The organism is Paenibacillus sp. yr247 (assembly GCF_900103825.1).
Classification (GTDB): Bacteria; Bacillota; Bacilli; order Paenibacillales; family NBRC-103111; genus Paenibacillus_E.
The window spans coordinates 1-26,951 of record NZ_FNIF01000033.1; the positions used below are offsets into that span (position 1 = coordinate 1).

At 45.4% G+C, this 26,951-nt stretch carries 25 protein-coding genes, 2 pseudogenes and 2 riboswitches; of the genes and pseudogenes, 20 read left to right on the plus strand and 7 right to left on the minus strand.

Annotation, left to right across the window (positions count from 1 at the left end; translation table 11 throughout):
• The 3 genes and pseudogenes from BLT91_RS32040 to BLT91_RS27335 form a co-directional block, all read left to right on the plus strand.
• Positions 1-1,262, plus strand: a pseudogene (locus tag BLT91_RS32040) (hypothetical protein); the annotation flags it as partial.
• Between the two features lie 75 nt (positions 1,263-1,337).
• Positions 1,338-3,518 (plus strand): S-layer homology domain-containing protein, encoded by a 2,181-nt coding sequence (locus BLT91_RS27330; protein WP_090827055.1) that lies wholly within the window; start codon positions 1,338-1,340, stop codon positions 3,516-3,518.
• A gap of 456 nt (positions 3,519-3,974) precedes the next feature.
• On the plus strand, positions 3,975-4,817 hold the full coding sequence (locus tag BLT91_RS27335; protein ID WP_254777162.1) for a restriction endonuclease: 843 nt from the start codon (positions 3,975-3,977) through the stop codon (positions 4,815-4,817).
• A gap of 480 nt (positions 4,818-5,297) precedes the next feature.
• On the opposite strand, the gene BLT91_RS27340 is transcribed toward BLT91_RS27335, so the two are convergent.
• Together BLT91_RS27340 and BLT91_RS27345 are read right to left on the minus strand one after the other, a co-directional pair.
• On the minus strand, positions 5,298-6,296 hold the full coding sequence (locus BLT91_RS27340) for a type I glyceraldehyde-3-phosphate dehydrogenase (RefSeq protein WP_090827057.1): 999 nt from the start codon (positions 6,294-6,296) through the stop codon (positions 5,298-5,300).
• A gap of 111 nt (positions 6,297-6,407) precedes the next feature.
• Positions 6,408-6,977 carry an FAD-dependent oxidoreductase gene (locus tag BLT91_RS27345; RefSeq protein ID WP_090827059.1) on the minus strand — a complete coding sequence of 190 codons (570 nt, stop codon included), beginning with the start codon at positions 6,975-6,977 and terminating at the stop codon, positions 6,408-6,410.
• 333 nt (positions 6,978-7,310) lie between these two features.
• On the opposite strand from BLT91_RS27345, the gene BLT91_RS27350 reads away from it, so the two are divergent.
• Positions 7,311-8,282, plus strand: coding sequence for an aldo/keto reductase (locus BLT91_RS27350; RefSeq protein WP_090827061.1), 972 nt, complete (start codon positions 7,311-7,313; stop codon positions 8,280-8,282).
• Between the two features lie 19 nt (positions 8,283-8,301).
• Positions 8,302-9,174, plus strand: a complete 873-nt coding sequence (locus BLT91_RS27355) for an NAD-dependent epimerase/dehydratase family protein (protein WP_090827063.1) — start codon at positions 8,302-8,304, stop codon at positions 9,172-9,174.
• A gap of 76 nt (positions 9,175-9,250) precedes the next feature.
• Here the strand turns inward: BLT91_RS27355 and BLT91_RS27360 are convergent, their stop codons facing one another.
• On the minus strand, positions 9,251-10,228 hold the full coding sequence (locus BLT91_RS27360; RefSeq protein WP_090827065.1) for an aldo/keto reductase: 978 nt from the start codon (positions 10,226-10,228) through the stop codon (positions 9,251-9,253).
• A 369-nt stretch (positions 10,229-10,597) separates the two neighbouring features.
• Between BLT91_RS27360 and BLT91_RS27365 the strand changes: the two genes are divergently transcribed.
• The 4 genes from BLT91_RS27365 to BLT91_RS27380 all read left to right on the plus strand — a co-directional run bounded on the left by BLT91_RS27365 (position 10,598) and on the right by BLT91_RS27380 (position 12,986).
• Positions 10,598-11,350, plus strand: a complete 753-nt coding sequence (locus tag BLT91_RS27365) for a YwmB family TATA-box binding protein (protein ID WP_090827067.1) — start codon at positions 10,598-10,600, stop codon at positions 11,348-11,350.
• A gap of 208 nt (positions 11,351-11,558) precedes the next feature.
• On the plus strand, positions 11,559-11,801 hold the full coding sequence (locus BLT91_RS27370) for a hypothetical protein (protein WP_090827070.1): 243 nt from the start codon (positions 11,559-11,561) through the stop codon (positions 11,799-11,801).
• A 166-nt stretch (positions 11,802-11,967) separates the two neighbouring features.
• Positions 11,968-12,279, plus strand: coding sequence for a DUF1806 family protein (locus BLT91_RS27375; protein ID WP_090827072.1), 312 nt, complete (start codon positions 11,968-11,970; stop codon positions 12,277-12,279).
• A complete protein-coding gene (locus BLT91_RS27380) occupies positions 12,276-12,986 on the plus strand; it encodes a PIG-L family deacetylase (RefSeq protein WP_090827074.1) in 711 nt (236 codons plus the stop codon). Before BLT91_RS27375 ends, BLT91_RS27380 begins: the two co-directional genes overlap by 4 nt.
• Positions 12,987-12,999: 13 nt before the next feature.
• Here the strand turns inward: BLT91_RS27380 and BLT91_RS27385 are convergent, their stop codons facing one another.
• Positions 13,000-14,160, minus strand: a complete 1,161-nt coding sequence (locus BLT91_RS27385; RefSeq protein WP_090827075.1) for an acyl-CoA dehydrogenase family protein — start codon at positions 14,158-14,160, stop codon at positions 13,000-13,002.
• Positions 14,161-14,621: 461 nt separating this feature from the next.
• Here BLT91_RS27385 and BLT91_RS27390 point away from each other — a divergent pair, with 461 nt between their 5' ends.
• The 3 genes from BLT91_RS27390 to BLT91_RS27400 all read left to right on the plus strand — a co-directional run bounded on the left by BLT91_RS27390 (position 14,622) and on the right by BLT91_RS27400 (position 18,112).
• A complete protein-coding gene (locus tag BLT91_RS27390) occupies positions 14,622-15,395 on the plus strand; it encodes an arylamine N-acetyltransferase family protein (protein ID WP_090827078.1) in 774 nt (257 codons plus the stop codon).
• Positions 15,396-15,526: 131 nt separating this feature from the next.
• Positions 15,527-17,203 carry an S-layer homology domain-containing protein gene (locus tag BLT91_RS27395; RefSeq protein ID WP_175532551.1) on the plus strand — a complete coding sequence of 559 codons (1,677 nt, stop codon included), beginning with the start codon at positions 15,527-15,529 and terminating at the stop codon, positions 17,201-17,203.
• An 84-nt stretch (positions 17,204-17,287) separates the two neighbouring features.
• Positions 17,288-18,112 (plus strand): polysaccharide deacetylase family protein, encoded by an 825-nt coding sequence (locus BLT91_RS27400; RefSeq protein ID WP_175532552.1) that lies wholly within the window; start codon positions 17,288-17,290, stop codon positions 18,110-18,112.
• 82 nt (positions 18,113-18,194) lie between these two features.
• Here the strand turns inward: BLT91_RS27400 and BLT91_RS27405 are convergent, their stop codons facing one another.
• The 3 genes and pseudogenes from BLT91_RS27405 to BLT91_RS27415 all read right to left on the minus strand — a co-directional run bounded on the left by BLT91_RS27405 (position 18,195) and on the right by BLT91_RS27415 (position 22,583).
• Positions 18,195-19,673 (minus strand): S8 family serine peptidase, encoded by a 1,479-nt coding sequence (locus tag BLT91_RS27405; RefSeq protein ID WP_090827083.1) that lies wholly within the window; start codon positions 19,671-19,673, stop codon positions 18,195-18,197.
• 820 nt (positions 19,674-20,493) lie between these two features.
• Positions 20,494-20,841, minus strand: a pseudogene (locus tag BLT91_RS33215) (response regulator); the annotation flags it as partial.
• A 101-nt stretch (positions 20,842-20,942) separates the two neighbouring features.
• On the minus strand, positions 20,943-22,583 hold the full coding sequence (locus tag BLT91_RS27415; RefSeq protein ID WP_141225097.1) for a GspE/PulE family protein: 1,641 nt from the start codon (positions 22,581-22,583) through the stop codon (positions 20,943-20,945).
• Between the two features lie 56 nt (positions 22,584-22,639).
• Positions 22,640-22,732, minus strand: a riboswitch (cyclic di-GMP riboswitch).
• 406 nt (positions 22,733-23,138) lie between these two features.
• A riboswitch (cyclic di-GMP riboswitch) is annotated at positions 23,139-23,231 on the plus strand.
• A 106-nt stretch (positions 23,232-23,337) separates the two neighbouring features.
• Here BLT91_RS27415 and BLT91_RS27420 point away from each other — a divergent pair.
• The 8 genes from BLT91_RS27420 to cpaB all read left to right on the plus strand — a co-directional run bounded on the left by BLT91_RS27420 (position 23,338) and on the right by cpaB (position 26,950).
• Positions 23,338-23,670 (plus strand): DUF192 domain-containing protein, encoded by a 333-nt coding sequence (locus BLT91_RS27420; RefSeq protein WP_254777167.1) that lies wholly within the window; start codon positions 23,338-23,340, stop codon positions 23,668-23,670.
• Positions 23,671-23,691: 21 nt separating this feature from the next.
• Positions 23,692-23,877 carry a Flp family type IVb pilin gene (locus tag BLT91_RS27425; RefSeq protein ID WP_090827089.1) on the plus strand — a complete coding sequence of 62 codons (186 nt, stop codon included), beginning with the start codon at positions 23,692-23,694 and terminating at the stop codon, positions 23,875-23,877.
• A 35-nt stretch (positions 23,878-23,912) separates the two neighbouring features.
• The gene (locus tag BLT91_RS27430) at positions 23,913-24,107 is read left to right on the plus strand and encodes a Flp family type IVb pilin (RefSeq protein ID WP_090827091.1); all 195 of its coding nucleotides are present in this window, start codon (positions 23,913-23,915) and stop codon (positions 24,105-24,107) included.
• Positions 24,108-24,125: 18 nt separating this feature from the next.
• A complete protein-coding gene (locus BLT91_RS27435; RefSeq protein WP_090827093.1) occupies positions 24,126-24,311 on the plus strand; it encodes a Flp family type IVb pilin in 186 nt (61 codons plus the stop codon).
• 99 nt (positions 24,312-24,410) lie between these two features.
• The gene (locus BLT91_RS27440; RefSeq protein ID WP_090827095.1) at positions 24,411-24,932 is read left to right on the plus strand and encodes an A24 family peptidase; all 522 of its coding nucleotides are present in this window, start codon (positions 24,411-24,413) and stop codon (positions 24,930-24,932) included.
• Positions 24,929-25,309, plus strand: a complete 381-nt coding sequence (locus BLT91_RS27445; RefSeq protein ID WP_090827097.1) for a TadE/TadG family type IV pilus assembly protein — start codon at positions 24,929-24,931, stop codon at positions 25,307-25,309. The genes BLT91_RS27440 and BLT91_RS27445 overlap by 4 nt, the downstream gene beginning before the upstream one ends.
• A gap of 10 nt (positions 25,310-25,319) precedes the next feature.
• Entirely contained in the window at positions 25,320-26,252 is a 933-nt protein-coding gene (locus BLT91_RS27450; RefSeq protein WP_254777163.1) for a Tad domain-containing protein, read from the plus strand.
• 14 nt (positions 26,253-26,266) lie between these two features.
• Positions 26,267-26,950, plus strand: coding sequence for a Flp pilus assembly protein CpaB (cpaB, locus tag BLT91_RS27455; protein ID WP_090827099.1), 684 nt, complete (start codon positions 26,267-26,269; stop codon positions 26,948-26,950).
• Position 26,951: the final 1 nt, after the last annotated feature.

Here is a 26,951-nt window from a genome sequence, read left to right on the forward strand (position 1 = left end):
ATGCTGGACACATTGAGATCACATCAGTAGGCGCAGGAACAGCAACCATTACAGTAAGCGATGTTTCCAACCATGCAGCAACAATCGCTGTGACAGTGGCAGCAGATGGCTCCATCACGCTGGGAACTATTACGAAATATCAAGTAACATTCACAGCAGCAACAAACAGCTCGACAGCAAATGATGTGGCTACGTTAGGCTTAGTGGGAACAACCGCTACATCCGATGCTGCTACTGTAGCAACAGCAGCAATCAATGCTGGACACATTGAGATCACATCAGTAGGCGCAGGAACAGCAACCATTAAAGTAAGCGATGCTTCCAGCCATGCAGCAACAATCGCTGTGACAGTGGCAGCAGATGGCTCCATGACGCTGGGAACCATTACGAAATATCAAGTCGACATAACGACACTGGTAGCAACGATCAGCACAGCGCAAAGCAAGTTTGATGCTGCCACGGAAGGCACAGAAGTAGGTCAGTATGCAGTAGGCTCCAAAGCAACCCTGCAAACGGCAATTGATGTGGCAACTGCTTTGAAGAACGACGCTAATGCAACGCAAACTCAAGTGGACGTGGCGGCAACTACTTTAAGTGATGCAGTAGCAGCTTTTGAAGCAGGAAAAGTATCAGCAGACACAACAGCGCCAATAGCAACAATAATGAATACTGTTACAACATTTGTTGTCGGAACCACAATCACCGGGGTTCAGAGTAACGAACTCGGTTCTCTTTACCTAGTTCCTATTGCGGGCACTGTTACGACTAAAGCTTCACTTGATGCCCTGTTTACAGCTGGTACGGCAAAAAGGGAAACGGTAAGTACAGCTAACACAGATACAAACCTTACAACGACAGGTTTAACTACTGGGGAGTATAAAGTGTATGCTGTTGATGCTGCGGGCAATGTTTCGAGTCCTTCTTCCGCAACAATTACATTGGTTCAACCTTTCACCATCAGCGGAGGAACGCTTAGCAACGTAGGTGGAATCAAGGCTACAGTAACAGTGACAGCGAATGGTACGGGTACTAATGTTCACGTAGGCAATGAAGTGGTCATCTTCCAGTTGATGAATGGAACGGTACCAGTAAGTATTGTTGCATTGGAAAAGGACATTCAGTCTTCTGAATCTTTGACTGCGTACTTTAATGTAACAGGCACTGGCTACACGGTTAAAGTGTTTGTAGTGGATATTTTCAACAATAGTTTTACGAATGTTGGAAATAATTTAGCTGATGCAGCCACATTACAATTAAAGTAGGTTTGAGTAATAAATAAATGTAATCGAGCCTGGTCTATGCCAGGTTCGATTATTACATGAAAGTGAGGATATCAATTGAAGAGACGATTACTGAGTATTGCTACAATTGTTGCGCTATTACTAACTTTTATGCCACTAAGCATCCTGGCCACATCGGCCAATGTGGCATTAACGGATATTACGGACAAACATCCTGGGGATACAGTTACGGTATCCGGGACATCTAGTTATAACGAAGTCATTATTAAGGTTATTCGTCCGAATACAACAGTTTCTTATTATGATGTTGCTGTTCCTTCTAACGGAATTTACTCGAAGAGTTTCACCTTACCCACAGATGCCGATTTAGGAAGTTATACGGTTATAGCGGGCAAGGATACAAATGTTGCAACAGATACATTTGCAGTAACTGCAGCAACAACAGCATCTTCGAACGCAAAATTAAAGACCTTGCAGGTAAGTGAAGGTACTTTAGTATTCTCGGCTGATCAAACAGACTATTCGGTTAGCGTTGGCAATAGCGTTAGCGTTGTAACTGTTACTACAGCTGCAGATGACACACATGCAACTGTCAAAATTAACAGCGAAACAACAATAACGAAGGTAATTACTTTAAATGTAGGACCTAATACGGTTCCTATTGAAGTAACAGCTCAAGATGGAGTAACGCAAAAAACGTACAACTTAACAATTAAAAGGGCTGCTGCCGAAACTGCAGCTTCAGGTGCAACCATTTCTGTTACTACTGAACCTGTGAGTATTACCGTTGGTTCAGGTATAACAGACGCCAAAATATCAGTTCCCAATTCTTCTGATGGAACGGCTAGAACGGCTACTCTCCCGTTAGTAGAAGTAAAGGCAACTACTTCACTGGGCAATGTTAGTGTTTCTATCCCTAACGGAACTGTAGTTACGGCTCCAGATAACTGGGATGGAAAAATTAAACTTCCAGAGGTTCAGAGCAACAGTAGTGTAACTATTAACAATGCAAATGTTAACTCAGTTATTGAAATCGGATCACCAAGTGTAACATTAACCTTTAATAAAGCAGTTCGCCTTCTTGTTCCTGGCCAAGCAGGTAAATCAGCTGGGTATGTAAGAGGCGGCGTATTTCATGCAATAACCACTACGCTTGTTGCGGATAATCAGACGGCTGCTGATGCACTTCCAGTCGGAGGCGAAGCTAAAATTGATGTTGGCAGCGATCTTGTTATTTGGACCAAGCATTTTACCCAATTTGTCAGCTATACTGCCGTAACACCTACTCCTGCTCCTGCTGGTGGCGGAGGCGGAGGCGGAGGTGCTGTATCTACTAATACAGATATAATTTATGCAGCTAGTGGTGGCACAGTAACCCTGAATGGGGCTAAGATTATCGTTCCTGCAGGAGCCGTTAATGGCAACATCAGTAACTTCAAGGTTACAGTGAATAAAGTAACCGATACGTCTATCTTGCCGATTGATTCATCGTCGAAACTGATTAGCGATGTCTTTGATATTAGCAAAGATATAACTGGTGAGTTCAGCAAACCGGTTCAAATCACTTTACCGTTTGATAAAAACAACGTGGACATGAATCTTTCAACAGTTAGTATTTATTGGTTTAATGAAGATACTAAAAAGTGGATACAGTTAGATAACCCGCAAGTAGATAGCGATAACAATACGGTAACTGGTTCAGTCAATCATTTCACGAAGTTCGCCGTTCTGGCTACCGCAAAACCAGCAATCCCAACGCTTTCTGATACGAAGGGGCATTGGGCGGAAAAAAGCATTCAAGAGATGATTCAGATGGGATCTATCAAAGGATACCCTGATGGAACATTTAAACCGGATAATAACATTACTAGAGCTGAATTTGTTTCGATTATAGTTAAAGCTTTTAAGCTTAAAGAACAAGAAGGAAAAGTTTTTGCGGATACAGTCAGCCATTGGGCGAAAAAACTAATAGCTACAGCTGCTGCAAATGGCATTATTTCTGGGTATAGCGATACAACGTTTGGTCCAAATGATCCTATTACCCGCGAACAAATGGCTGCAATCATTGTTAAGGCTGTTCAAATTGAAGTGGTGACAGAAGGGAAAACCTATAACGACCAATTGGAAATTTCTGAATGGGCAAAAGCTGCAATTGCTACAGCTACTTCAAAAGGACTAATGAATGGGTATCAAGACGGTACTTTAAAACCGAAAGGGAATTCAACCCGTGCGGAAGCAGTAACCGTTATCTTAAGAGCTTTACCTTTCAATAAATAATGTGAGATTGTAGGCTGTCCCAAATGTCTTTAAATGACATAGGGACGGCCTATTGATTTATTTTAACAGCAAATTTGATTGATTCTTGATTCCATGAAGGAGCAGTGAGTTCCCCGAACAGTTCAGGCAACTTCAAACAACCTCAGCATCACGCGGCGGCGAATTGTGGATTTGCCAAGCCACGGCTCAGTTACTTGATTGTATTGTTTCATTTATTCCTATCAATGGTTGTTTTATTTGTATTACAGATTTGGAAGGTATGTGTAATTTTTTGTCGAATTTATCCAATACATCTTAATATCGTACATATGGCCCAGAAAGGAATCTATATTTAATGAATAATGAACTAACTCAATTCATGAATCAAAATTTGCTTGCTCCATTAATATTCATTGCAATGTGTATTGCTCTATTTTCAATTACAGGGGGCATTCTTTATTATCGTTTTCTAAGTAAATGGGTACCGGAGAAGCTTGTAACTGTAGTTTGGTTTTAGGAGCCGTTTATATTTTATTTACATGTGTGGATCATTACGATGAAATAAAGAATTTGGTCAAAGGATGGAATGCCACAGGCATGATAATTGGTTTTGTCCTTTTTATTGTCATGATCAGTGTCTGTGTTGCTTTAATTCCTATCAAGAGGAAAGGAAGAGTTAGGAAACCTAGAATAAGATCTAACAGCAACAAAACCCAAAGACCACGTACGGTACAAAATAGATCGGATCAAGAGATTTTAAGTAGTTCGTTAGAAAGTTTGTCAAGGGCTGAGTTCGAACGTTTGCTTGCACTGTATTTTCGTGATCAAGGCTATGAGGTTAAAGAAGTCGGTGTAGGAGGTAAGGATGGTGGAGTGGATCTCGTAATCATTGACCAACGCGGTGAGAAGACAGCTGTACAGGCTAAATGTTACTCTAACCATAACTCAGTGGGTGTGCAGATCGTACGGGAACTTGTCGGGGCAAAGAGGAACCATGATTGTATCCTGTCCTTACTTATCACTACATCGGATTTAACGGAACCGGCCAAAAAAGAAGCGGAGCAGTTTAGAGTTGACTACTGGCATGGAGCAGTTGTAGAGCAGAAATTAAAAGCATGGGGTAAATGGCAGCCAACCAATAAGAAGTCGAAGGCGAACTCTATTCGATCTGATGTGCAAAAATCTCAAGCGCAGGTTGCTGCTGCTAAAGAAACAATATGCTCATGCGGTGCTCCTATGGTTTCAAGAAAAGGGAAAGAGGGGAAGCCATTCTTGGGTTGTTCGACATTTCCTAGATGTAGGCAAGCGAGGTCAGTTTAATAGAAGGCCTGCAAATTGGAACCATGATTCTAACGACATTCAATATTCAATTGGGTATGACGAGGGAGCCATAAGGTTTTGATGGAATATTAAGTATAGATTTTATGACCGCAGTGGGTTTGAAGGTCGACTTCAAAAAAATGAATATTGAATATGATTAGACCCTGTCTTTAGGATAGGGTTGTTTCGTTTGAATAATGGGCTAAAAGATGCTATTTTGTGATACGATTATCTAGCCATTTAAATCCTTTCAGAAAAGAGAGCCAAAAGCGATGATCAAAATAATCAGGTCGAAAGTATAAGCAGGGTTTTGAGGTTGTGGGTAATACAGGATGGATGTCCTATAATTAAGTGAGTTTTTCATAGATTAGTAAAATGAGTCGAGGTTACAAATAATCACCCGTCTGGGCAATTCTCGAGCTGAGGTAGGATCACCTCTATATAAGCGGAGGCGATCCTACTTATTCAATGGTAGCGATTTTACTTATTAACCAGATAAGCCGCAACTTCTGCTAATCGCGAAGCGTAACCCCATTCATTATCGTACCAAGTTGCAACGGATAGGATTTCACCCTGCAGTTGGGTCAAAGGAAGGTCAATGATGGAGGAATGGGGGTCGCCTACGATACGAGATGATGCCCATTCACCTTCCAGAACATCAAGAACTCCCTTCAGTTGACCATCTGCAGCAGCACTGCGGAAAATATCATTTACCTGCTGTACCGTACATGGCTTTTCCGTCACAAGGTTTAATTCAGCAATACTTCCGGTGCGCGTTGGAATCCGGTATGCCTTTCCGGTAATTTGCAAATCATTCCAGATAAATTTAAGGGCTCTTGCAGCTCCTGATGAAGAAGGAATGATATTCTCAGCTGCAGCCCACGAATCTCGGCGATCCTTCATAGGTTGATCAGTTAGCGACTGGGTGTTCGTGTAAGAATGGACGGTGGAGAAAAGACCATACTTAATCCCGAAGTTTTCTTTGACTATTTTGACCACAGGAGCCAATGCGTTGGTCGTACAACTCGCCATACTAATAATTTTATGTTTTTCCGGATCGAAACTATCCAGATTTATCCCTTTCAGCAATACAGCGTCACAATCTTCAAGGCTCTTGCTAGGCCCACTAACTAATACTCTATTTGCCCCGCGATCCAAATGAACCTGAGCAACAGCTCGGGTGACAGCTCGGCCTGTACAGTCAATTACCAGATCTACATCTAATTCTTTCCAATTAGGGACTTCCTTCGATGAATCGATAAACTGAATTTCGCGTCCACCGATCACCATAATACCTTCTTGTGCCGATACGGCTTCGTGCCAGCGCTTATAATTGGTATCAACTTCGAACAGAGCGGCAAGTGTTGCTGCGTCTTTAATATCGGAGATGGACACGGGAACGAATAGTTGATCCTGTAAAGCCACTCTTAATAATTGTCTGCCAATACGCCCAAATCCAAATATTCCTATTTTGCCCATGGTATAACCTCCATTGAATGATAAATATGAATTTCCTTACGGGTACGCCTCAATTTTAGCATATTTTGGTTCCTATCACTCAGGAAGCATTTATATAAAGTTAGTAAATTTTTATTCAGAAGTTTTCAAAATATCATGATCAACGTATCTTTCTCCATTCATTTCGCTAATGACATTTATCGCAACTCTAGCTCCGTCACCGGCGGTAATGATGGCATGGACGCTAACGCCAGCTGCTGTACCTGCTGCCCAAATACCATCCAAACTTGTTTGACCATTTGTATCAACATCAATGACCGTCTTAATTCGCGGTTCGGTTGCTGGTTTTGTTTTCAAGCCCAATTGTTCCGCAAGCTCTGTTAAAGCTCCTGTTGCAATAATGATATATTTAGCTTCATGTTGTCCGATATTGGTTTCAATGCGGAAACCTGTATCTATTTTAAGGATATTTTGAACCTTCTCTTCCTTCACTGCAGCGCCAAATTTAACTGCCTGTTTCAATCCAATATCTATTAGATCAGGGCCAGAAATTTCTTCAATACCATAATAATTTTCAAGCCACGCCCGTTTTGTCATACTTTTATCATTATGGATGAGTAAAGTATTCTTTCCTGCTTTTGCTGCAAACAATGCTGCACTTGCTCCTGCGGGACCTGCGCCAATCACTGCGATATCGTACATATCAACAACTCCTTCGAATGTGTAAACTTAGTATTCTTTGCGTCAATACTTTGGTAAGCTATGCTTTTTTGTATGTAATAAAATATCTCTAAATTAAGATTCTTATTTATGAGATAATAATATGCTTCATAAAGTGAAAAGTCAATATGTATTTTATTTTTTTGATTTGCCATTTATGGAGAGCAAGAAGGAGTCAATTATCATCATGAAAAGGATGAGGAATTTGGCTACTTACTCAAAAGTTACTAACTGACAACTTTTTCAGTTCTTATTAAGTTTTTTGTTTCCCTGTATAATAGCAGTGAAAGAAAATTTATGGATGGAGGGCTGAAAATGAACTATAGAACTCTTGGAAAAACGGGATTACAGATATCGGAAATCGGGTATGGCGCATGGGGAATCGGCAAAACGGCTTGGATTGGTGCATCTGACAACGAATCGATCGACGCGCTGAATCGGTCAATTGAGCTGGGGCTGAACTTTATCGATACGGCCTTGGGCTATGGAGACGGTCACAGCGAAAGACTTGTCGGGCAAGTTGTAAAGGCCCACGATAAGCCAATTTATGTTGCGACCAAAATTCCTCCTAAAAATAGACAATGGCCTGCTCGGGCCGGAGTGCCTGTGGAAGAGGCGTTTACAGAGGAGCATGTTATTTCTAGTACAGAGCAAAGTCTGCGAAATCTGGGCTTGGATACGATCGATGTGCAGCAGTTTCATGTCTGGTCGGACGAGTGGGTTGGTCAAGGAGATTGGCTGGAAGGGATCCGCAAGCTTAAAGAGCAAGGTAAAATCCGCTATTTTGGCGTATCGATTAACGATCATCAACCGAACAACGCCATCAAGCTGATTGAATCTGGGCTTGTTGATACCGTACAGGTCATTTATAACATTTTCGATCAAAGCCCCGAAGATCAACTGCTCCCTGCCTGTGCGGAGCATAATATAGGCGTCATTGTCAGAGTTTCGCTGGATGAAGGCGGACTGACGGGGCGAATTACGCCTGAAACGATATTCAGTGAAGGTGACTTCCGCAATAACTATTTCCAAGGCGACCGCAAACAACAGGTTTATGACCGTGTTCAGAAGATCGCTACCGATCTTGATATTTCCATTGAGGACATGCCGGAAACCGCACTGCGGTACGTGCTGAGCCATCCTGCTGTTTCAACGGTCATTCCGGGTATGCGCTCCGTTCGTAATGTGGAGAATAATATGCGGGTTGGAGACGGGCAAGGATTAACAAATGAACAACTTGAGAAGCTGAAGCCGCATCGCTGGATTCGGGATTTCTATAGAGGTTGATGCATTTTAAGGAGGGTTTATGGAAAAGAAACGGATTATTGTAACTGGCGGCAGCGGTAAAGCGGGCCAGTGGATCTTAAAGCATTTTGCCCAAAATAATTATGAAGTCATTAATTTGGACGTTAAGGCTCCGGCGGAGCCGATCTGTCAGACGATCATTACCGATCTAAACGATTTGGGGCAGGTGCATAATGCGCTATCGCCATATAGCTCTAGGAATCGGCAAGAGGTGGCGGGTATTGTGCATTTTGCCGCTATCCCTCAAGCTTATACACACACGAATGAGGTGTGCTTCCGCAATAATGTCATGAGCACCTACAATATTTTGGAGGCTGCTGCCAATCTGGGAATCGGGAAAGTCGTGCTTGCATCGAGCGAGTCGTCCTATGGCATTTGCTTTGCCAGCGAATTTTTCGAGCCGCAGTATATACCTATCGATGAAGCACATCCACAGTTACCAGAGGACAGTTATGGCTTGTCCAAGGTCGTGAACGAAGTAACAGCGCAAGCGTTCCACCGACGTACCGGCATGCAGGTGGTTAGCTTCCGTTTAGGCAATATTCTTGTGCCCGAGAGCTATGCACAGCTGAAAGCCAACTTCGATGATACGGAAGCGCGTTTGCGGATACTGTGGTCTTATATCGATGCAAGGGACGTTGCTTCTGCGTGTCTCAAAGCTATAGAAGTAGATGGGCTTGGCGCGGAGGCGTTAATTATTGCTGCGGATGATAGCTCTTCGAACCGGCTAACACGGGAATTAGTGGAGCAATACCTCCCCGGCGTAAAAGAAATTCGTACCCCGCTTGAGGGAAGAGCGTCTCTCATTGCCAACGCTAAGGCAAAAAGATTATTAGGCTGGGAGCCTCAATATAAGCTGATGGAGCAAGAGTAAGGGGCTAAGGAGTTGAAAAAGGCGGCCAATCCTCTATGGGATTAGCCGCCTTTTTATATTTCCTGTTTGTGTCGGTTTACCAAGCGTAAGCTTCCGGAGCCGGTTTTCCGGGTCCAGGGAAAATCTCATCCAACTTTTTCAACGTATCTTCACTCAGCGTGACATCGGGAACGCGTAACGAATCTTGGAGCTGCTCAATTGTTCTCGGTCCGATAATTGGCGAGGTAACGGCCGAATTAGACAATACCCAGGCCAAGGCGACAACGTCTTCTTTTTCATCGATTTCCTTGCAGAGGGCTGAAAATTGTTCCAACTGGCTCCGATGCTTCTCAATCCGTTCAGCGGAACGCGCACTCCGGGCACCTGTACCTGCCAAGGCGTTGCGGCCTAGCAATCCACCGGCAAGAGGACTCCATGGAATGACACCAAGACCGAGCTTTTCTGAAGCGGGAAGCACTTCAAGTTCCGGCAATCTGGCAAGTAGATTGTACATGTGCTGCTCAGAGACTAAGCCTAGGAAATGACGGGCTTTGGCCTCAGCTTGGGCACAGGCGATATGCCACCCAGCAAAGTTGCTGGAGCCGATATAGTCAACGGTTCCTTGGTTCACAACGGATTCAAATACACCCCACAACTCATCCCAAGTTACGTTGCGGTCGACATGATGCATTTGATAAAGTTCTATATGGTCCGTCTGCAGTCTTTGCAGCGATGCTTCCAGATGACGCCTGATTTTGTACGCTGATAATCCTCGTTCAGCATTCGGTCCATCATTAGGATCATTCATATCCCCATAGGCTTTCGTCGCAAGAATGACTTTCTCTCTACGACCTCCGCCTTGTTTGAACCAGCGTCCAATAATTTCTTCTGTCCATCCTCTTTTTTCTACTCCGCCGTAGACGTTAGCTGTATCGAAAAAGTTGATTCCCGCGTCTAGTGCGGTATCCATAATTCTAAAAGCTTCTTTTTCCTCGGTCTCCGGTCCAAAATTCATCGTTCCTAAACATAACTGACTGACCTTCAATCCGGATTTCCCTAAATACGAATACTTCATGATTCATCCTCCCAACATTCCTCTTGATTTTAGTAGATACTAAATTTTTTGAGTGTTTGTACGTGGTGACATTTTATATTCTATAGAAGTTTCTATGTCATTAAAAGTAGTTAAATTTTTTTCAGTATATGAGTTATACGTAATCAGCTATAGTTAAAGTTATTAACTAACCTAGGATGAAAATCTTGTAATGGACATCTTGAATTCCAAGAATAGGGGATATATTTCAGGAAGTTAACATCGGAAGGGTAAGCAGGTCATAAATTGTAAGGCAAAAAATTCATTTTGAATCTACTTAGTTTATTATTTACTAGATTTGGGCATCCTTTTACTAGAGTTGAAGATTCTAGTAAAGAGGTGCCTTTTTAAATGCAGAAATTTTGGCTATTATCGATCATTTGTATTTCTATTACAGGCCTTATTTTTGGATGGGTTCGTCATGCCGATGCTCAAGGTGAACAAGAAGCTCTTCAGCTATTGAACACGGTGAAACCGTACATGATGAGTGAGAATCAAATAACCTTCAAATATACAGGCTATTACGGAACGTGCGGAGGTATAGATCAGGATATGCTGCAAGTTGGGAAGAAGCTATCTCAAGCTTTTGGAATTCCTCAGGCTGAAGTGTTGAGCGAATCCAACTCACATCCGATCTATACAGCGAAAGCTGAGGTTGTATCGGGTGCAGTCGTTACCGTAACAGTTGCTAGTCCGCAAGGACAATCTGCCTGCTATGTCGTCTTGCGATTAGACACTTCTAACGAAACGGAACAGGTTAACTTGGTTAAGTGGCAGGAGCAAACAAGCGAACAATTGAAGAAGCTAGGCATCCATGGCCAATGGAACGTTATGGTACAAGGTTATGTGCCCGAGCAAGAACAGTCTCGTCAAAATAGTTCGATAGAGCTGGTAAATACTATAGCTCTAGCTTTCAAAGGCAAAATCGTAGAAAGCTACAGGGATCAGAACACGGTTAGTCTGTCACTATCTGCGAGGGAGTTCCAATCTTCTGTTAAGAGTGGTGACCAAACGGTGAATCTGCAAGTTGCTTTGCATCAAGAATCTACGACAGGCATGTTGCGTCTAACAGTAGGCACTCCGATAATAACAATGGAATACTGAAAATTTTAACATACAGTTTTCAAAACTAATTGTCTATCTCAGAAAGTAAACGAGGAGGTGATCTTAAAATGCTGAAGAAAAAAGCCAATCCAAAGAAGCCGATCCTTTCATCAAATAATCCCGTCATAATAAATAATCGTTATTGTTTCCTTATGTGGGCAAAAACGGGAAATAAACGGTATCTGAATATACTGCGAGGAGTGGGAATATGACAACTATAACAAAGCCAATCATCCCTAGTATAATTGCAGAATCGATTGAAAACCTGCGAAGCGAGGGATGGGGAGATGACGATTTCCTTAACTTTCCACAATATGATGAAGAGTGTCCGGAAGCTCGCATTCTATTTCACTTCTTTCGCAACAACCGCGTAACGTTTGCAGCAGCCATTATCAACAGTTATCTTGTTCATGAAGAAATGGAAACTAAAACAACAGCGGAATATACTTAGAAATTGGGTAATATTAATGAAATTAATCTTAAGAATATTAGGTATAGAGATTTTAACCCTGTCCTTAGGAGAGGGTTATCCCGTTTGAATAATGGGCTAAAAGATGCTATTTTGTGATACGATTATGTAGCAATTAAAATTCTTTCAGAAAAGAGAGCCAAACGCGATGATCAAATTAATCAGGTCGAAAGTAGAAGCCGAGCTTCAGGCCTTCGTCGGGACTGAGGCCTATATCCACAGCGAAGCGACTTCATTTGTCTTCGTTCGCAATTTTAAGGTCAAGGTTACACATGCCTTTATAGCGGGGGAAGGCCCCTTTCGTGCCGCTCTCCGATTCGATGGGCATGGTTGGCTGCGAATGGAGGCGCTCACGCATTATGAGGTAGATGCGAACGGTCGTCTTTTGCTGGCCGGCTATGATGACAGAGGCCGGATGAATGTTGCACTGCACTTGGGAAAGGAGCCGTTTCCAGAATGAACAATATCGATAAAGTCCCACCGAAAAAGCTCCTTGCGGTGTTTGCCCATCCTGACGACGAGTCGTTTATTTGCGGAGGTACCCTCGCCAAATACGCCAGCGAAGGGGTCGACATTACGCTGGTGAGCGCCACGCGGGGTGAGATGGGTCGACGCATGGGCAATCCACCCTATCTCAACCGGGAATCGATGGCGGCTGCCCGCGAAATGGAACTACGGCAAGCCTGTGAGAGCCTGGGCATCCGGCAGCTCCTATTTTTGGATATCCGCGACAAGACAGTTGAGTTTGCCGATGAGGATAGCCTGACAGCACGGATTGCGGCTCTCATCCACGAAGTGGATCCCGATGTCGTGCTTACATTTCACGAAAAGCTAGGTGGTCACCCAGATCATTGCGCAATTGGGAAAGTGACGACGGCCGCTTTTGGGCGAACAGGACATCGGGGCGCTCTATATTTCATTTCGTTCGGCGACGCGATGGAGCGTCCAGAGCGGTACGGGTATTCCCGTAAGGATGTCATCAAAATCGACGTGCATGCTCATCTGGAAGCAAAGCTCGCCTCGTTTCGGGCCCACCGCTGCCAGACTGAAATCGATGAATGGGTATGGCTGCCCGACCAAGAGGCGCTGGCGAGATTCGGCAGATATGAATACTTTTTGAAGGCGGATAGGGAGGCTCCGGCGCGGGTTCTCCATGATTTGTTTTAGCGTCTCCCTCGGATTATAAGGATGTCTCGGCTAAAGCAGCACTAGCCAAGGTATGAAGCACTGTACTATCCATTGGCGGATTATGCAGGCCTGCACGAACATCCCGGTAGTATCGTTCCAAGGGCCGCTTGCGGGACAAACTCGCGGCACCGACAATTCTCATCGCCAGGTCCACGATTTTGATGGCGTTGTTGGTGGCAACATACTTGGCTAAGCCGAGCTCCGGTTTCAACGCGGGTCGGTGTTCCTTCTCCCGATCCCAGCGATCCGCCGCCGCATAAAGGAGCACGCGCGCGGTTCGCAATTCGATTTCCATCTCTCCGATCGACTGCTTGACGGAAGGGAGTGCTGCGATCGGTTCGTTCATATGGTTGGGTTGATAGGTGCGGGCAAATTCAATAGCATAATCACGTGCCGCCAAGGCAATGCCCATGTAACAGGCCGGAATATGCAGAAGCCAGCCGCCCCCGTCATCCAAGCCTTTTCCGGAGAGCCTCATATCTTTGTCCACAAAAACGCCATCCAACACCACATCGTGGCTTCCGGTCGCGCGCATCCCGAGTGTATCCCAGGTTTCCACCAAGGTCACCCGGTCCGTCCGGTGAATCAGGAAGTCGTCCGTACAGTCTTCATCCGGGATGTAAGCCGATACCACAAAACGATCGAGGATCGGTGAAAGCGTGCTAAACGTTTTGCGACCCGTAATCCGCCAACCGCCGTCTGCAGGGACCGCCGTCGTTTCAGGCTTTCCGCCCCGGCTGGGACTGCCGGATGCTGCTTCGCTAGCGAAGGTATTGATCATTGTCCCGTCGCTCACGACGGAACGGCACAAATCAGCAAAAATAGCCTCGGGCCATTTCCGGGTTGTTCGGAGATGAAGGATCTGACCGATATGCCAGCCAACGGCCAATGCGGTCGATCCGTCCCCGTAAGCGAGTCTCTCCTGCAGCATGACGAGGGAGTAAAGCGAGAGTCCATTCCCGCCGAATTCTTGAGGGACCGTTAGCTTTAAGTACCCGGCCTCGCGCAGGTCTGCGAAATTCTCAAAAGGAAACGATCCCTCTTGGTCATGCCGCGTGGCCCTACCCGCAAAATGGGCAGCCAGCTCCTCTGCTTTTCTGGCCCAAGCCCGCTCTTCCTCGCTGCGAATATATTGATCGATGACTCGATTCATCCTTACACACTCCTTTCCTTAATTATTATATCAGCTGGCGTATAGCCGAGTACAAGTGCAGAATTTCAGCAGAGTATATTGGAAACTAAAACAACAGCTGAATAAGCCGAATACCCACACTCACTAGGATGGTGTGGTTATTATTTTTTTCATATAGTCGCGAATGGCAACAAGACGACAAAGTATTAGAAGGTAATACCTGTTTAAATAAAGAAATAATACATATCTAACGGACTGCTCGAGGATGATGTCAACGTATCCCGCGAAGTACCGGTAAAGATCAGGGCTGGGGGGCGATGTTTCCCCACTCGCTGACCGTTATCGCAGTTTTCCATACTATCGCGACCGGGGAAGACAGGGCTTGTGACGATCTATATGCTGGCCGGCATGGCCTTCATTAAGCCAAGGCTTTTCGTTACGGCTTTCACCCGGTTTAACTCTCAAAGGACGGAGTGTTTAACATGCTCAGTAAAAATAGTCAAATTCAGACTTATCTGGAGCGCATCGGGTTTGAAGGTTCGCTCGATGGCAGCGCAAAGACGCTGGCCGACCTGCAGGAGTGTCATCTGCACACGGTTCCGTACGAAAATTTGGACATTATGAACCGCATAGCCTTATCACTGGATCCTCAGGATGTATATCTTAAGATTGTCGTGCGCCGGCGCGGCGGGTATTGCTTCGAGCTAAACGCTTTATTTGGCTGGCTGCTGCGGGAGCTTGGCTACCCGGTCACTGACTTGGTCGCTCGATTTTGGCGCGACGAGCCGAATACGCCACCGAAACGACGTCATCACGTGCTGAAGGTAGAAGCAGAAGGCGCGACTTACTTGTGTGATGTCGGAGTAGGCGGGATCGTTCCCCGCAGGCCGATTGCATGGATTGAAGGCCTTGAACAGCATCAAGGCGAAGAGTGCTATCATCTCGAGCGCGATCCCTATTACGGCTGGGTGCTTTGCGAGCAGAAGAACAGGGAATGGAACCGCATTTACTCGTTCACGGAGGAGCCTCAGCTGCCGAAGGACTTCACCTTTGCGACCTTCTGGTGTGAGAATGCCCCTGATTCGATTTTTACCAAAGCCCCAATGGTTGCCATACGCACCCCGGAGGGACGGAATACAATTGCGGGCCGAGAGTTTCGCATCTTTACCTCAGCGGGGGTAAGAACATTCACTCTGCAGACCCAAGAAGAGTATAAAGCGGCCTTGCAAGAGTATTTTGGTATTCATCTGGAGTGAGACCACGCGTCCCCATATCTCCGAGATTAATTAACTGTTAGTTTCGATCGTTCTTTTTTAGAAAATTAATTTAACTTTAATGGGAGTTTAATTTTACTATGTTATGTTGGTTAAAAAGAGGAGGGTACAACATGAAGAAACTAGGTCTACTCACATCATTGGTCAGCCTGCTCTCACTTTGGAACGTAACTGGGGCTTCGGCCAATAGCTTTGCTGATGTCTCCAATACAAGTCCTTATGTATCCTATATCAATGATCTTCAACGGCTAGGCGTCACAGACGGTATTGCTCCGGGGCAGTTCGGCCCGTCAATGACGCTGACACGCGCACAGTTCGCTAAGTTTGTAGCGGTTGCTTTTCAGTTGAAGGATGACGGTTCGTCCGTACCTTTTCAAGATATTCAAAGCCATTGGGCTGCTCCTTATGTACGCGCGGCTTATCAAGCAGGGATCATTGATGGTACGAGCGTTAGCACCTTCACGCCTGAACAGCCGGTGAAACGGGAAGAAGCGGCCGCAATGGTATGGCGGTTAGCCCAGAGCAAAGGCATCGCAGCACCTGCAGCTCTTAAGTTTCAGGACTCTCCCGATGCATGGGCGATCCCGGCGGTTAGCGGTGTGCTGGCCAAAGGCTGGTATGATGTAGATGCCAGTAAATCGGGGGAGAGTTGGTCATACCGTCCACGCGATAATATGACAAGACAGGAGATGGCTGCCCTGCTTGCCCATTCGATGAAGGATTTGCCGGGAAGCACTTGGACGTCAGCCACTTTGGATACGTCGACAAAGAAGGAGGCTGCTTTGCCGACGTGGCAGCAATCGCTTAAGGAACATTTGCTGAATCAAGAAACGGACTTTCAAATCACGCTAGACGATCCGAACGAATTTCAACAGATAAAAGGCTTTATCAATGAGGTGCTGGCGAATAACGATTATTTGCATTACATTTATCATAGTATGAAGTATGAATATGACGGTATATCTACGGCTACCTTCAATATCTCCTATTTGGAGTCTAAAGCGCAAAGTGACTATGTTTCCGAACAGGCCAAGACGATCGTAGGCTCTATTATCCGTAGCGGGATGAACGATTTCGAGAAGGAGAAGGCCGTTCATGATTATGTGATCTCTCATCTGGCTTACGATCAATCCTTGAATGAACATTCAGCATACGGCGGGTTGACTAAAGGCTCAACCGTCTGTCAAGGGTATGCCTTGCTCACGTATCGCTTGCTTACCGAGGCTGGCATTCCGAATAAAATCGTGGAAGGCCAGGCCGGAGGCCAACTGCATACCTGGAATTTAGTCAAGCTGAACGGTAACTGGTATCATCTAGATACGACATGGGATGACCCTGTTCCCGATGTGAAAGGTAGACTGACCTATCATTACTTCAATTTAACAGATGCACAGATGCAGCACGATCATACGTGGACGGGGGCATACCCGGCTGCATCTCAAGATTTCATTCAAGCGCTGGGACAAGCCGTTCAGTCTGGCGCTATGGATGCTGCATCTTCCCAAGCATTGCTGAGTTCTACAGGACTCTCAGGCGAAACGGCTGAGAACACGGCAGACTCCATATCCGCGGTTCAGACCATTCTTCAACGAGGGCTATCAACCCAGCAGAGCCAGATCACCTTTCGTTTTAAAAGCTCCCTGGGGAGTTCGCAGGCTGTTATGAAAGCAGCGCTGACCAATCGTATAATCTCGAATATCAACGTTGGAAAAGTGACATACGAATTTGGTCCTGATACACGGTTGACAGGCTATACATCGGTGACGGTTAATGTCACTTATGGATCATAGAATAGGCTTTTCTCAGAAATAATATACAGCCAATATTACATGGGTAGGTAGACTATGAAACTCTCTCGGTGCTTTTTAAGTAGTATGCTTACTATTCTTATGTTAACGGGGTGTGAGCAAGCTCCTGCTCCCAACGTTCCTGATGCCCTTGCTTCAGTGGGTCCCGCGGTTTCGTCAGATCCCATTGTTGTACCTAAACCTGTATCCGATAGTGGCTCGCCCTTCACGAACAATGCACCAGTTACTAGCCCGATTAAGGAGCCAGTTGGATTTGAAACAGGTTTACCAAAAGAAGAACCAGTGGTATCAGGTACGAAAAAGCAGATGAAGCAGTCAGCTTTAAAGCTCATTTATTCGGTTGGAAAAGGTAATGTAGCCATAACCATTGATGACGGCCCGACTAAATACACGGGGGAACTTCTCAAAGTTCTAAAGGAACAAAACACACATGTCACTTTTTTCTTCATCGGACAAAATGCTGCTGCTTTTCCACAGTCAGTGACAGAGGCTGTCTATGAGGGCCATGAGGTTGGTTATCATTCAGACACGCATCCTCATATGTCGAAAATGACCTATGACGCACAGGAAAATGAGTTTAATAGCGGTCTAAATAAGCTTATTAAGTTCGATAAACACCCGGTCACACTTTTTCGTCCGCCATATGGTGCCTATAACAACGATACCAAGCTGGTAACGGAAGAACATCATATGCAAATGGTGCTTTGGAACGAAGATCCGAAAGATTGGGCGACAACTGACCCTTCAAAAGTCGTTAAAAGTGTGTTAGCTCAAGTTCAATCTGGAAGCATTATCGTCATGCACGATCATCCCTCTACCATAGCAGCTTTACCGGATATAATTAAAGGCATTCGAAGCAAAGGGTATACACTAGTAACGGTGCCTCATTGAGAGGGAATCAGGAGCTAGTGATCAATCAGACAATAAAACAAGTCCAGTGCCAAAACGGCACTGGACTTGTTTTATCATGAACTTATTTTACTAGAGCATTGTACACATTTGCTTCACCTGCGCCGTATAAGGCATCATTACCGGTTGGGCCGTAATCATTCGCCGTTTTTTCAATTAACGCAGCTACTTGAGCAGGGTTCAACTCCGGATGTGCCGCTTTAATGACACCCGCAATGCCAGCTACTTTCGGAGCCGCCATGGATGTACCGTGGAGAAGCGCGTAGCTATGCAGGTTAGACGTGAAGTAGGAAGGTAAATAAGTAGGCCATGTGCTTAGCGCGCGATAATGGAAATCCCGTTGTTTCAGATCCCGTGTTGCATCATATACGGGTCCATTGTCGCCGCCTGGTGCTGCTACATCGATTTGATTTAATCCATAATTGGAGTAAAATGCGATGCTGTTCGTCGACCACTTGTTAGAGGATGAAACATTGATGACGCCATTGATTTGGCCAGGTGTTTCTGTTGTTTTTCCTTTAAATACAACGCCAGGGGAACCATATGTAGCGTTTAGATAAGCGGTCATCGCTTTGTTGTCGCGTAGGTTGAGACTTTCATTGCCAGCTGCCGTTACCACCGTTACATTATTGTTCACAGCATATTGAATGGCGCGTTTCCAAAGCAAAACGTCAGCAACATCCGAGTATTTGGTTCCATCTATATAATACTTTTGGGAGTCAAAACCGCCGATCGACATGTTAATGACGTCAACCTTATCATTCGCTGCCTGAATGATAGCAGCTACAATCCAGGAAGTAGGCGCACCTTGTCCGCCGGGGAATACGCGGTAAGAGCGTAAGCCAAGATCCGGACCGACTCCTTTAACTTTGCCGTTTGCAGCAATCGATCCTGCCACATGTGTTCCGTGACCTTCACGGTCCAAAAGATCATTAGGATCGCCGGTTTCACTGGAATCTATTCCAGCTGGTACAAAGTTCTTGCCACCAAGGAAGTTAGCTTTTAGGTCGGGATGGTTGGCATCAATACCGCTGTCGATAACGCCTACAATGGCCTTATGCTTGCCGGCTTTTCCTCCGGTCTCGATCGCATACGAAGCACCGTCATTCGTTACTTTTTTAATGTCCCATTGATAGTCCCAATAGCTGCTCGTTGCTTCCGGCTGCGGAATATCTATAACCGGCTTACCGTCAGCGGTGGAGGGATCTACTGTGCCATCACTTAGCTTATGTACCAACTGAACGTTGGCAGCAGCAACATCCTTGACCGCCTGCAGCTTCGTCATAAATTCGGTGCTGGACGAAATTACTTCCAATCCTCCTATCTCAGGAATGGCCCGTACAACTTGCCCGCCTGCCGCTTGAATCATTGCATCATAGCCACTCGGGAGCTGGTTAGTAAATGCGATTACATACGTTTTGGCAGAAACTGCTGCTTCACTTGTGCTGCTTTTCGATGCTGCCATTGCAGATATCCCGCCTCCCATTACTGCTGAGACCGTCAAGATGCCGGATATTGCCAAGGTTGTCCATTTACGCTTCATAAAAGCCCTCCTTCAATTTAGGAAAAGTTGCACTTCAAATAAAATTGTAAGTTATTGGATGCTTAAATAACATGGGTTTCTCGAACTAATTGTGATGTCGACTGGGTTCTTTTTTTGACGAATGGTCAATTAAGTTATATTGGATACTTAAGTGACATTATGAATTTGGATGATATAGCAAAATGGGTTGAGGATTTTGCCCTCACCCCATTTTGTAAACAGTCCATTTGCAGCCTTACTGTTTGGTTAACTGCCCGCCAACTCAGCTCGCTAATTACTTCGCTATCGTTCGGTTTCCCATTTGTCCTTCCAACCAGCCGGTCAACTGGCGAAAACCGTCGAGTGTAAAGGGAATTACCTGCTTTTCGTTATTTTGGTTTGACATCTCGATAATAATTTTGTTTTCACTTTCAGTACAAATGACGTTAAAATTGGCTATTTTACCTTGAATGTCTTCCTGCCAACTGCAATTATAGCTGCTAACAAAGCTTCTCATTTTCTCGTTTCCCCTTATCCTATTGTTTGTGTTCTCATTCACGGCAGGCACTGGGAGTTCGGTTGAAGCGGCTACTAGTTCTTCAGCAGCTTCCGGTTCTATCGCCGCTGGATGCGATTCCTCGAGCAGTTCGAGCAACACGGCAGGCTCCATATCCGTCATGACAGCTTCCACTTGATTGTCTTCACATTCTACTGCGGGATATTCATGTTCGATCGTACTTGACTGATCCTCAGATTCGATAGGAGTTTGATCCTCCGAATGTGCCTGAAGGTCTTCCATGCTCGCCGAAAGGGCGACGCCCAGATGGGGTTCAGCATGTGATTGGATGATTTCAATTAAACGGACAGGGTTGAAAGGCTTCATTAAGTAACCTTTTGCCCCGGCTTCAAGCGCATCGAATATCAAATCCTGCTGATTGCTGGCCGAGCAGATCAACACGACGGCGTCGGGATCGAGTTTAAGAATTTCCTTAATGGCATCTATGCCGTTCATTTCCGGCATCGTTAGATCCATCAGGACGATATCCGGAATCAGTTCTTCATACAGCTTAATAGCTTCTCTACCGTTAGTCGCTTCTCCAACCACTTCATAACCGTTCTGCTTTAAGCAATCGGCAGCCATTTTACGCATGAATTGGGTATCGTCAACAATAAGAAATCGGTAAGACATCCTAGTTCCCCCTAAAGTTCCCCCACAAAGTGACGTGTTGCTTCGAAGCATAGTCCGATTACTTTGCGGGGACCCCATAATTTTTAATTGGACTGTTTTTGTCAATCGACCGTTTTTAACACTTCTTCGACGGTAGTGATGCCTTCACGAGCTTTGATCAACCCGTCGTACAGTATCGTTTTGTAGCCGATTTGCACTAAATGGCTTTCGATTTCCTGGATCGGACGTTGCCCAGTAATGAGCTCGCGCAGCTTCCCGTCGATAAGCAGCACCTCCTGTAGGGCAACCACTCCGCGATAACCGGTATCCTTGCATACTATGCAGCCAGTCCCTCGAGTCACGGTTAATTTTCCACTGATCTGGGTGGACACCAAGGTTCGAAAATTGCCGATAATTCCTTTTCCGTTCTTCTGATCTTCCGAATGCAGAACTTGGTTAGCTTCAAAGAGCTTGATTTCATCTTCGGTAGCGGTCACGGATTGAGCACATTGACGGCATATTCGCCTCACCAAACGCTGCGCCACGACACAGGAAAGCGAAGCTCCCAGCAGATGCGAGTCTTTGTTCATGTCCATCAGACGGCTGATGGTCTTGATTGCACTGCCGCCATATATGGCGCCGAGGACCATACGGCCAGTGAGGGTCGTCTTTATTGCCATTTCAAACGTTTCCCTATCGTGGATATCACTGACCATGACGATGTTCGGATCCTGACGCAATACCGACCGAAGCGCATGAGCAAAAGTCAGGCCGAGCTGCTCGTTCACCTCCACTTGTGTAATTCCCGGCATTCTGAGCTCTATTGGATCTTCGATAGTAATGATTCTATGGTTTTCGCTTGCCAGTCGAGTGAGGGTTGAATATAGCATGGAAGTATTCTTACTGCCATCCGGTCCGCAAATCAGAATCATGCCGCTTGGCAGCTTAAGCGCTTTTTCGAATTTTTGCAAATTGAGTTCACTGAAATCAAGCTCGGATATGGTTAATTGAGGTTCAGATTCATCCGTTAAGTGAAGAAATAGGCTTTCACCGTTAATACTTGGCAGGGTGGATACACGTATATCGATCTGCTTGTGGTCGACCTTTATCTGGAAACGACCGTTTTGTGGCAGCCTCCTCTCAGAGACATTCAGATTGGATAGAAGTTTGATGTGCCTGAACAACGTCTCATGCATCTTCTTAGAAAGCGTTTTCTTACTCTTGAGCGTGTTGTCAATTCGGTATTTGACCATTAGCCCGTCTTCATGCGGTTCGATATGAATGCCTCTCGCTTGTTGATATACGCCGGCTTGAATGATTTCATTCAACGTTTCTGCGGTTGTATCGGAACCATAATAACGGTTGATGGCTTCTTCCATTTCCATTCGCATGGCGATAAACGGCTGAACGCTCATACCCGTCGCCATTTGAATGGCTTTAATCGCCTCTTTATTTAAAGGGTCGATCATGGCCACCTTGATTTTACCTCCGCCGCTGCTGATCGGAACGAGATGATGCTTCCGGGCAATCGATTCATCTATGATCTGGACAGTAGCAAGATCAAATACCGCTTCATTCAGATTTACGACAGGCACGCCAAGTTGGAACTCTAGAGCTTCGACGAGCTGACGTTCGGTGATAAACCCTAATTCGATCATTATCCCTCCGAGCTTTTTCGGGTTACGCGCTTGTTCCTTAAGCGCCTGATCGAGTTGCTCCTCATTTATAATGCCATTCATGACTAGAAGTTCGCCAATGCGCATGTGCTCCTCCTTACCGAACGTATCTATTTGATGAAAAATAAAAAAAACCAAGCTATTAGAGCGGCCCGGCTTTCATGCCATCGCATCTCGATGGGTTAGAACCGTGGCTTTGCGTCCCCGGCTTTCGCACGGGTTTGCCTTTTATCATTCACTTGGATTACATGATTCGACCAACCATGCAATTCGATATGGATAATAACATTCTGTAAGTTTATTTAAATTCCTTCCTTACACTAGTCGTCCTATTTTCCTATTTTTTAGCAAATTTTTCGGATTCGGATGTAGGCCTAGCCTAAATGATATCCTGCCTTTCAAATCTTCTGAAGTTAGGATAATGACATAAAACGACGTTCCGAATCCTAAATAATGGTAGATTTTATCGCTTTATACCCACTTTGAATCATAGGAGTACTATTAGCGAAGGTGCCTTTTGTCATAATAACGAGTTATCTAAATTGTTAGAAAATTGGGCTTTTTGGTGGATACCCAAAGTTTAAGTCGAAATCTATGATGAAAGCAACACAACGAATTCCAAGCGGAACACCGCATCTGGAATCTCGACAAAGGCAAAACCGGTGAAAGCCGGCGACGCAAAGCTATAGGGGCTACCACGCGACAAAAATCGTGCAATGCCAGCCAGCTGCCGAAAGAGGAAGGGCGCTTGTTTCGCTGTATATGTATACAGCAGCAACCCCGCCTTTCGGGAAAGGTGGGGTTTTTATTTTGCATAAGGGGGTGAGGCTGCTTGAAGCTGGTGAATGCGAATACGGGCGAAACGATAGCCCTGCAGGTGATGGAGGCCAAAACCTTTGGTCGCAGACTACGTGGGTTGCTCTTTACAAAGCGACTTTCCAGCGGGTTATGCCTTCACATCGAACCATGTAGATCGGTACATACCTTTTTCATGCAATACGCTATTGATGTGGTTTATCTGGATAAACAGCATCGTGTCGTAGGGGTGGAGGAGCGTTTGGAGCCGGGTCATGTTGGCGCAGTATTCAAAGGCACGACTTCAGTGGTGGAGCTTCCCGCAGGCAGTATCGGTCTTACCCGAACGACCGTCGGGCAAACGGTCCAATTTATTTAAAAAAACGAGGAGGAAATTAAAATGAAAAACAAAATCAAAGGTCTTATGGTGGACGAGCAAGGTCAAGGTATGACAGAGTACGGATTGGTTCTGGGTGTTATCGCGGTTGGCGTAGTTGGAATTCTATTCGCTCTTAAGGGTAATATTCTTACGCTCTTTAATAAGGTAAATACGGATGTTTCGAATGCCTCAGCTGGTCATGCTTAATCCAATCAGTCTTCTAGTAGGGTAGGGATCTTACCATGTTGACGAAAATAGTATGCTTATATGAAGGTGAACAAGGACAAGGTACGACCGAGTATGGCTTGGTGCTTGGCGTTATTGCGGTTGGTGTAGTGGGTATCTTGTTTGGAATAAAACTGGAAGTCTACAACCTCTATGATAAAAGCGTTCGTGTCATCGAACAATCAGCTAGATCAGTGGGTCTTCTTGATTGACGAAGGAGTGAATTTCTCTTGATGAATAAAATGAAAGATCTTTTGTTTGAAGAGCAGGGTCAAGGGATGACCGAGTATGGTCTGGTTCTTGGGGTTATCGCGGTTGGCGTAGTTGGTGTTCTTTTTGCACTGAGGGGTAATATTCTTACTCTCTTTAATAGAGTCAACGCTGATGTAGCCAATGCGACTAATGGTACTCCATAATAACAGCGGTTGCCTTTTAAATTAACGCTCCAATGAAAAAGGGTCTTACGTTTTTCGGAACGTAGACCCTTTTTTTTAAAACATTTTTGGGAGGCAGGTATGGTTGTCGTTGACAGTTTGCTCATTATCATTCTCGCCATCTGCGTATTCACCGATCTGAAATCGCGCAAGATTTATAACGCAGTCACTTTACCAGGCACGGTCATTGGTTTCATGCTGCAAAGCGCAGCTGGCGGCTTTCCTGGTTTTGTGGATGGTGTGCTCGGATTCGCAGTGGGGTTCGGTATCCTTTTGATTCCATATCTGCTAGGAGGAATGGGTGCCGGCGACGTAAAGCTGCTCGGGCTTGTCGGCGCGTTCAAAGGCGTAACATTCGTGCTGCTTGCTTCTGTCTACATGGCATTAATCGGCGGTGTGATCGCACTTGCACTCCTCCTATTACGAAAGGGTGTTATCGAGAGACTCAAGCAAGTTGTTTACTCGGTAGTGCTGCTAAGATATGGGATGAAAATATCTTCTGCTATGAAAGATGACGCCCTCACGGCAGCATTTCCATATGGTGTTGCGATTGCAGGAGGTGCGGTATTAAGTCTTTGGCTTAGAGGGTGGGGGATTATATGATCAAAGATGAGGGAGGGCAGTCGCTGACGGAGTTTGCCGTTATTCTTCCTATATTTCTATTGCTGGTATGCGGTATCTTCGATTTCGGCCGATTGATGTACGCCTATATGAATATGAACAACGTTGCACAAGAAACGGTGAGGCTTGGCGGGTTTGATAGGAAAGATTCAGAAATCGTTGCATTCGCTAAAAACTATGTGCATCTCGGTGATGCAAGTAATCTGAAAGTTACGATATCACCGGTTGAAGCTGTTCGGCATTCCGGTGACTACGTTACCGTTACCTTGGAATATCCGTTTACGTATGTGACACCCATTATCTCCAAGCTGCTTCCGGCGCCGACCGTTAAAGCTGCTTCGACGATAAGAGTAGAATAGGGGGCCAGTCGTGAAATCTAGTGTGATTCTTGAGAGGTTAAAAAGCGTCATTATACGGCAGGATGGAAACGTCGCCGTTCTGGCGGCATTCATGTTGGTAGTCCTATTAGGCATGACGGCAGTCGTAGTAGATGGAGGCAAGGTATATGCGGTCAAAATGCACCTCCAGAAGACGGCAAATGCTGCAGTTCTATCAGGTGCGCAAGAGCTAACTGCCACGGAGCAGAATGTTCGCAGTGTGGCTGATCGGATCCTGCATGATCATGGAGAAACAGCAAGTTTAATCAATTTATCTGTCACCATGAAAGACCGGACGACTGCCGTACTAAAGAAAGTCGTGGATGTTCCTCTGGCCAAAGTGCTTGGGTTCGATAAGGTGCCGGTCAGCGTGAAAGCAACGGCGAAGATTGAGGCCATGGGGGCTGCGACGGGAGCGGCGCCGATAGGCATCGATCAATCTATTCAACTTCATTATGGTCAAACCTATCGACTTAAGGTTGACGAAAATGAAGCTACGAACGGTAACTTCGGGATTATTGCATTAGGAGCTCCTGGTGCCAGCACCTACGAGACCAATTTGGCCAATGGCTATCAAGGATTACTGACTGCTGGTGATGTAGTCGATACACAGACTGGGAATATAGCTGGAAAGACAAGAGATGCGGTACAGGCAAGAATAAATAGGAGTCCGTACACACCAGGTGATATGAGTCACCTTGATGATCCGCGAATTCTGCTTGTCCCTGTATATACACCACATAACTATACGGGAGGACAAATCAAACAGATTGAAATTACTGGATTCGCCTACTTCTATCTTACCGAACCCATGGATTATAACACGAAAGAAGTAATCGGCGTGTTCATCCAAAGAACCGGCATTGGAACTGTTAAACCAGGGGCAGTAGACCGCGGTGCATATGTTATTAAACTAACTGAGTAGGTGACAGGACAACCATGAGATCAAAAATCATTTTTATTGCAGCACTCATAATGGGACTAGTAACTACCTTTCTTTTCTTCAATTATATGAAGCAATACGACCAAACGGCGACAGTGAGCGAGAACATGGTCGAAGTTGTTGTCGCTAAGCAGCAGATTCAGAGAAATCAACAAATCCAATCCGGAATGCTTGAAGTGAAGATGGTTCCTTCCCTGGGTCTACATCCTCAATCGATGAAGTCAATCAAAGATGCGGAAGGCAAATTTGCGGACGCATCTATAGAGACAGGAGAAATTCTTCTCAGTCATCGTGTTAAAGCAAGCAAAGATGAAGCCGCTGTCGTAGCGAAGAAAATAAAGAACGGATATCGAGCCGTTTCGGTAGGCGTGAATATTGTGCAATCGGTCTCGAATCTGATCGAACCGGATGATTATGTGGATGTCCTGGTTACGATTCCTCCGAAGGAAGGAAATGATAAGCAGATTGACGCATCCACGGTCTTACTTAGTAATGTCCATGTTCTGGCTGTCGGCAGAAGGATGGTCGAATCAGATGCCGAGCACCCTTATGCGGAATACGCAACTGTAACATTGGAAGCAAAGCCAGAGGATGTACCGAAGCTTGTTAACGCAGCGGATCGGTTTAAAATCGGCCTAGCTCTATATTCAAGGATCGTTCCTGATGCTGCAAAGAAATAAC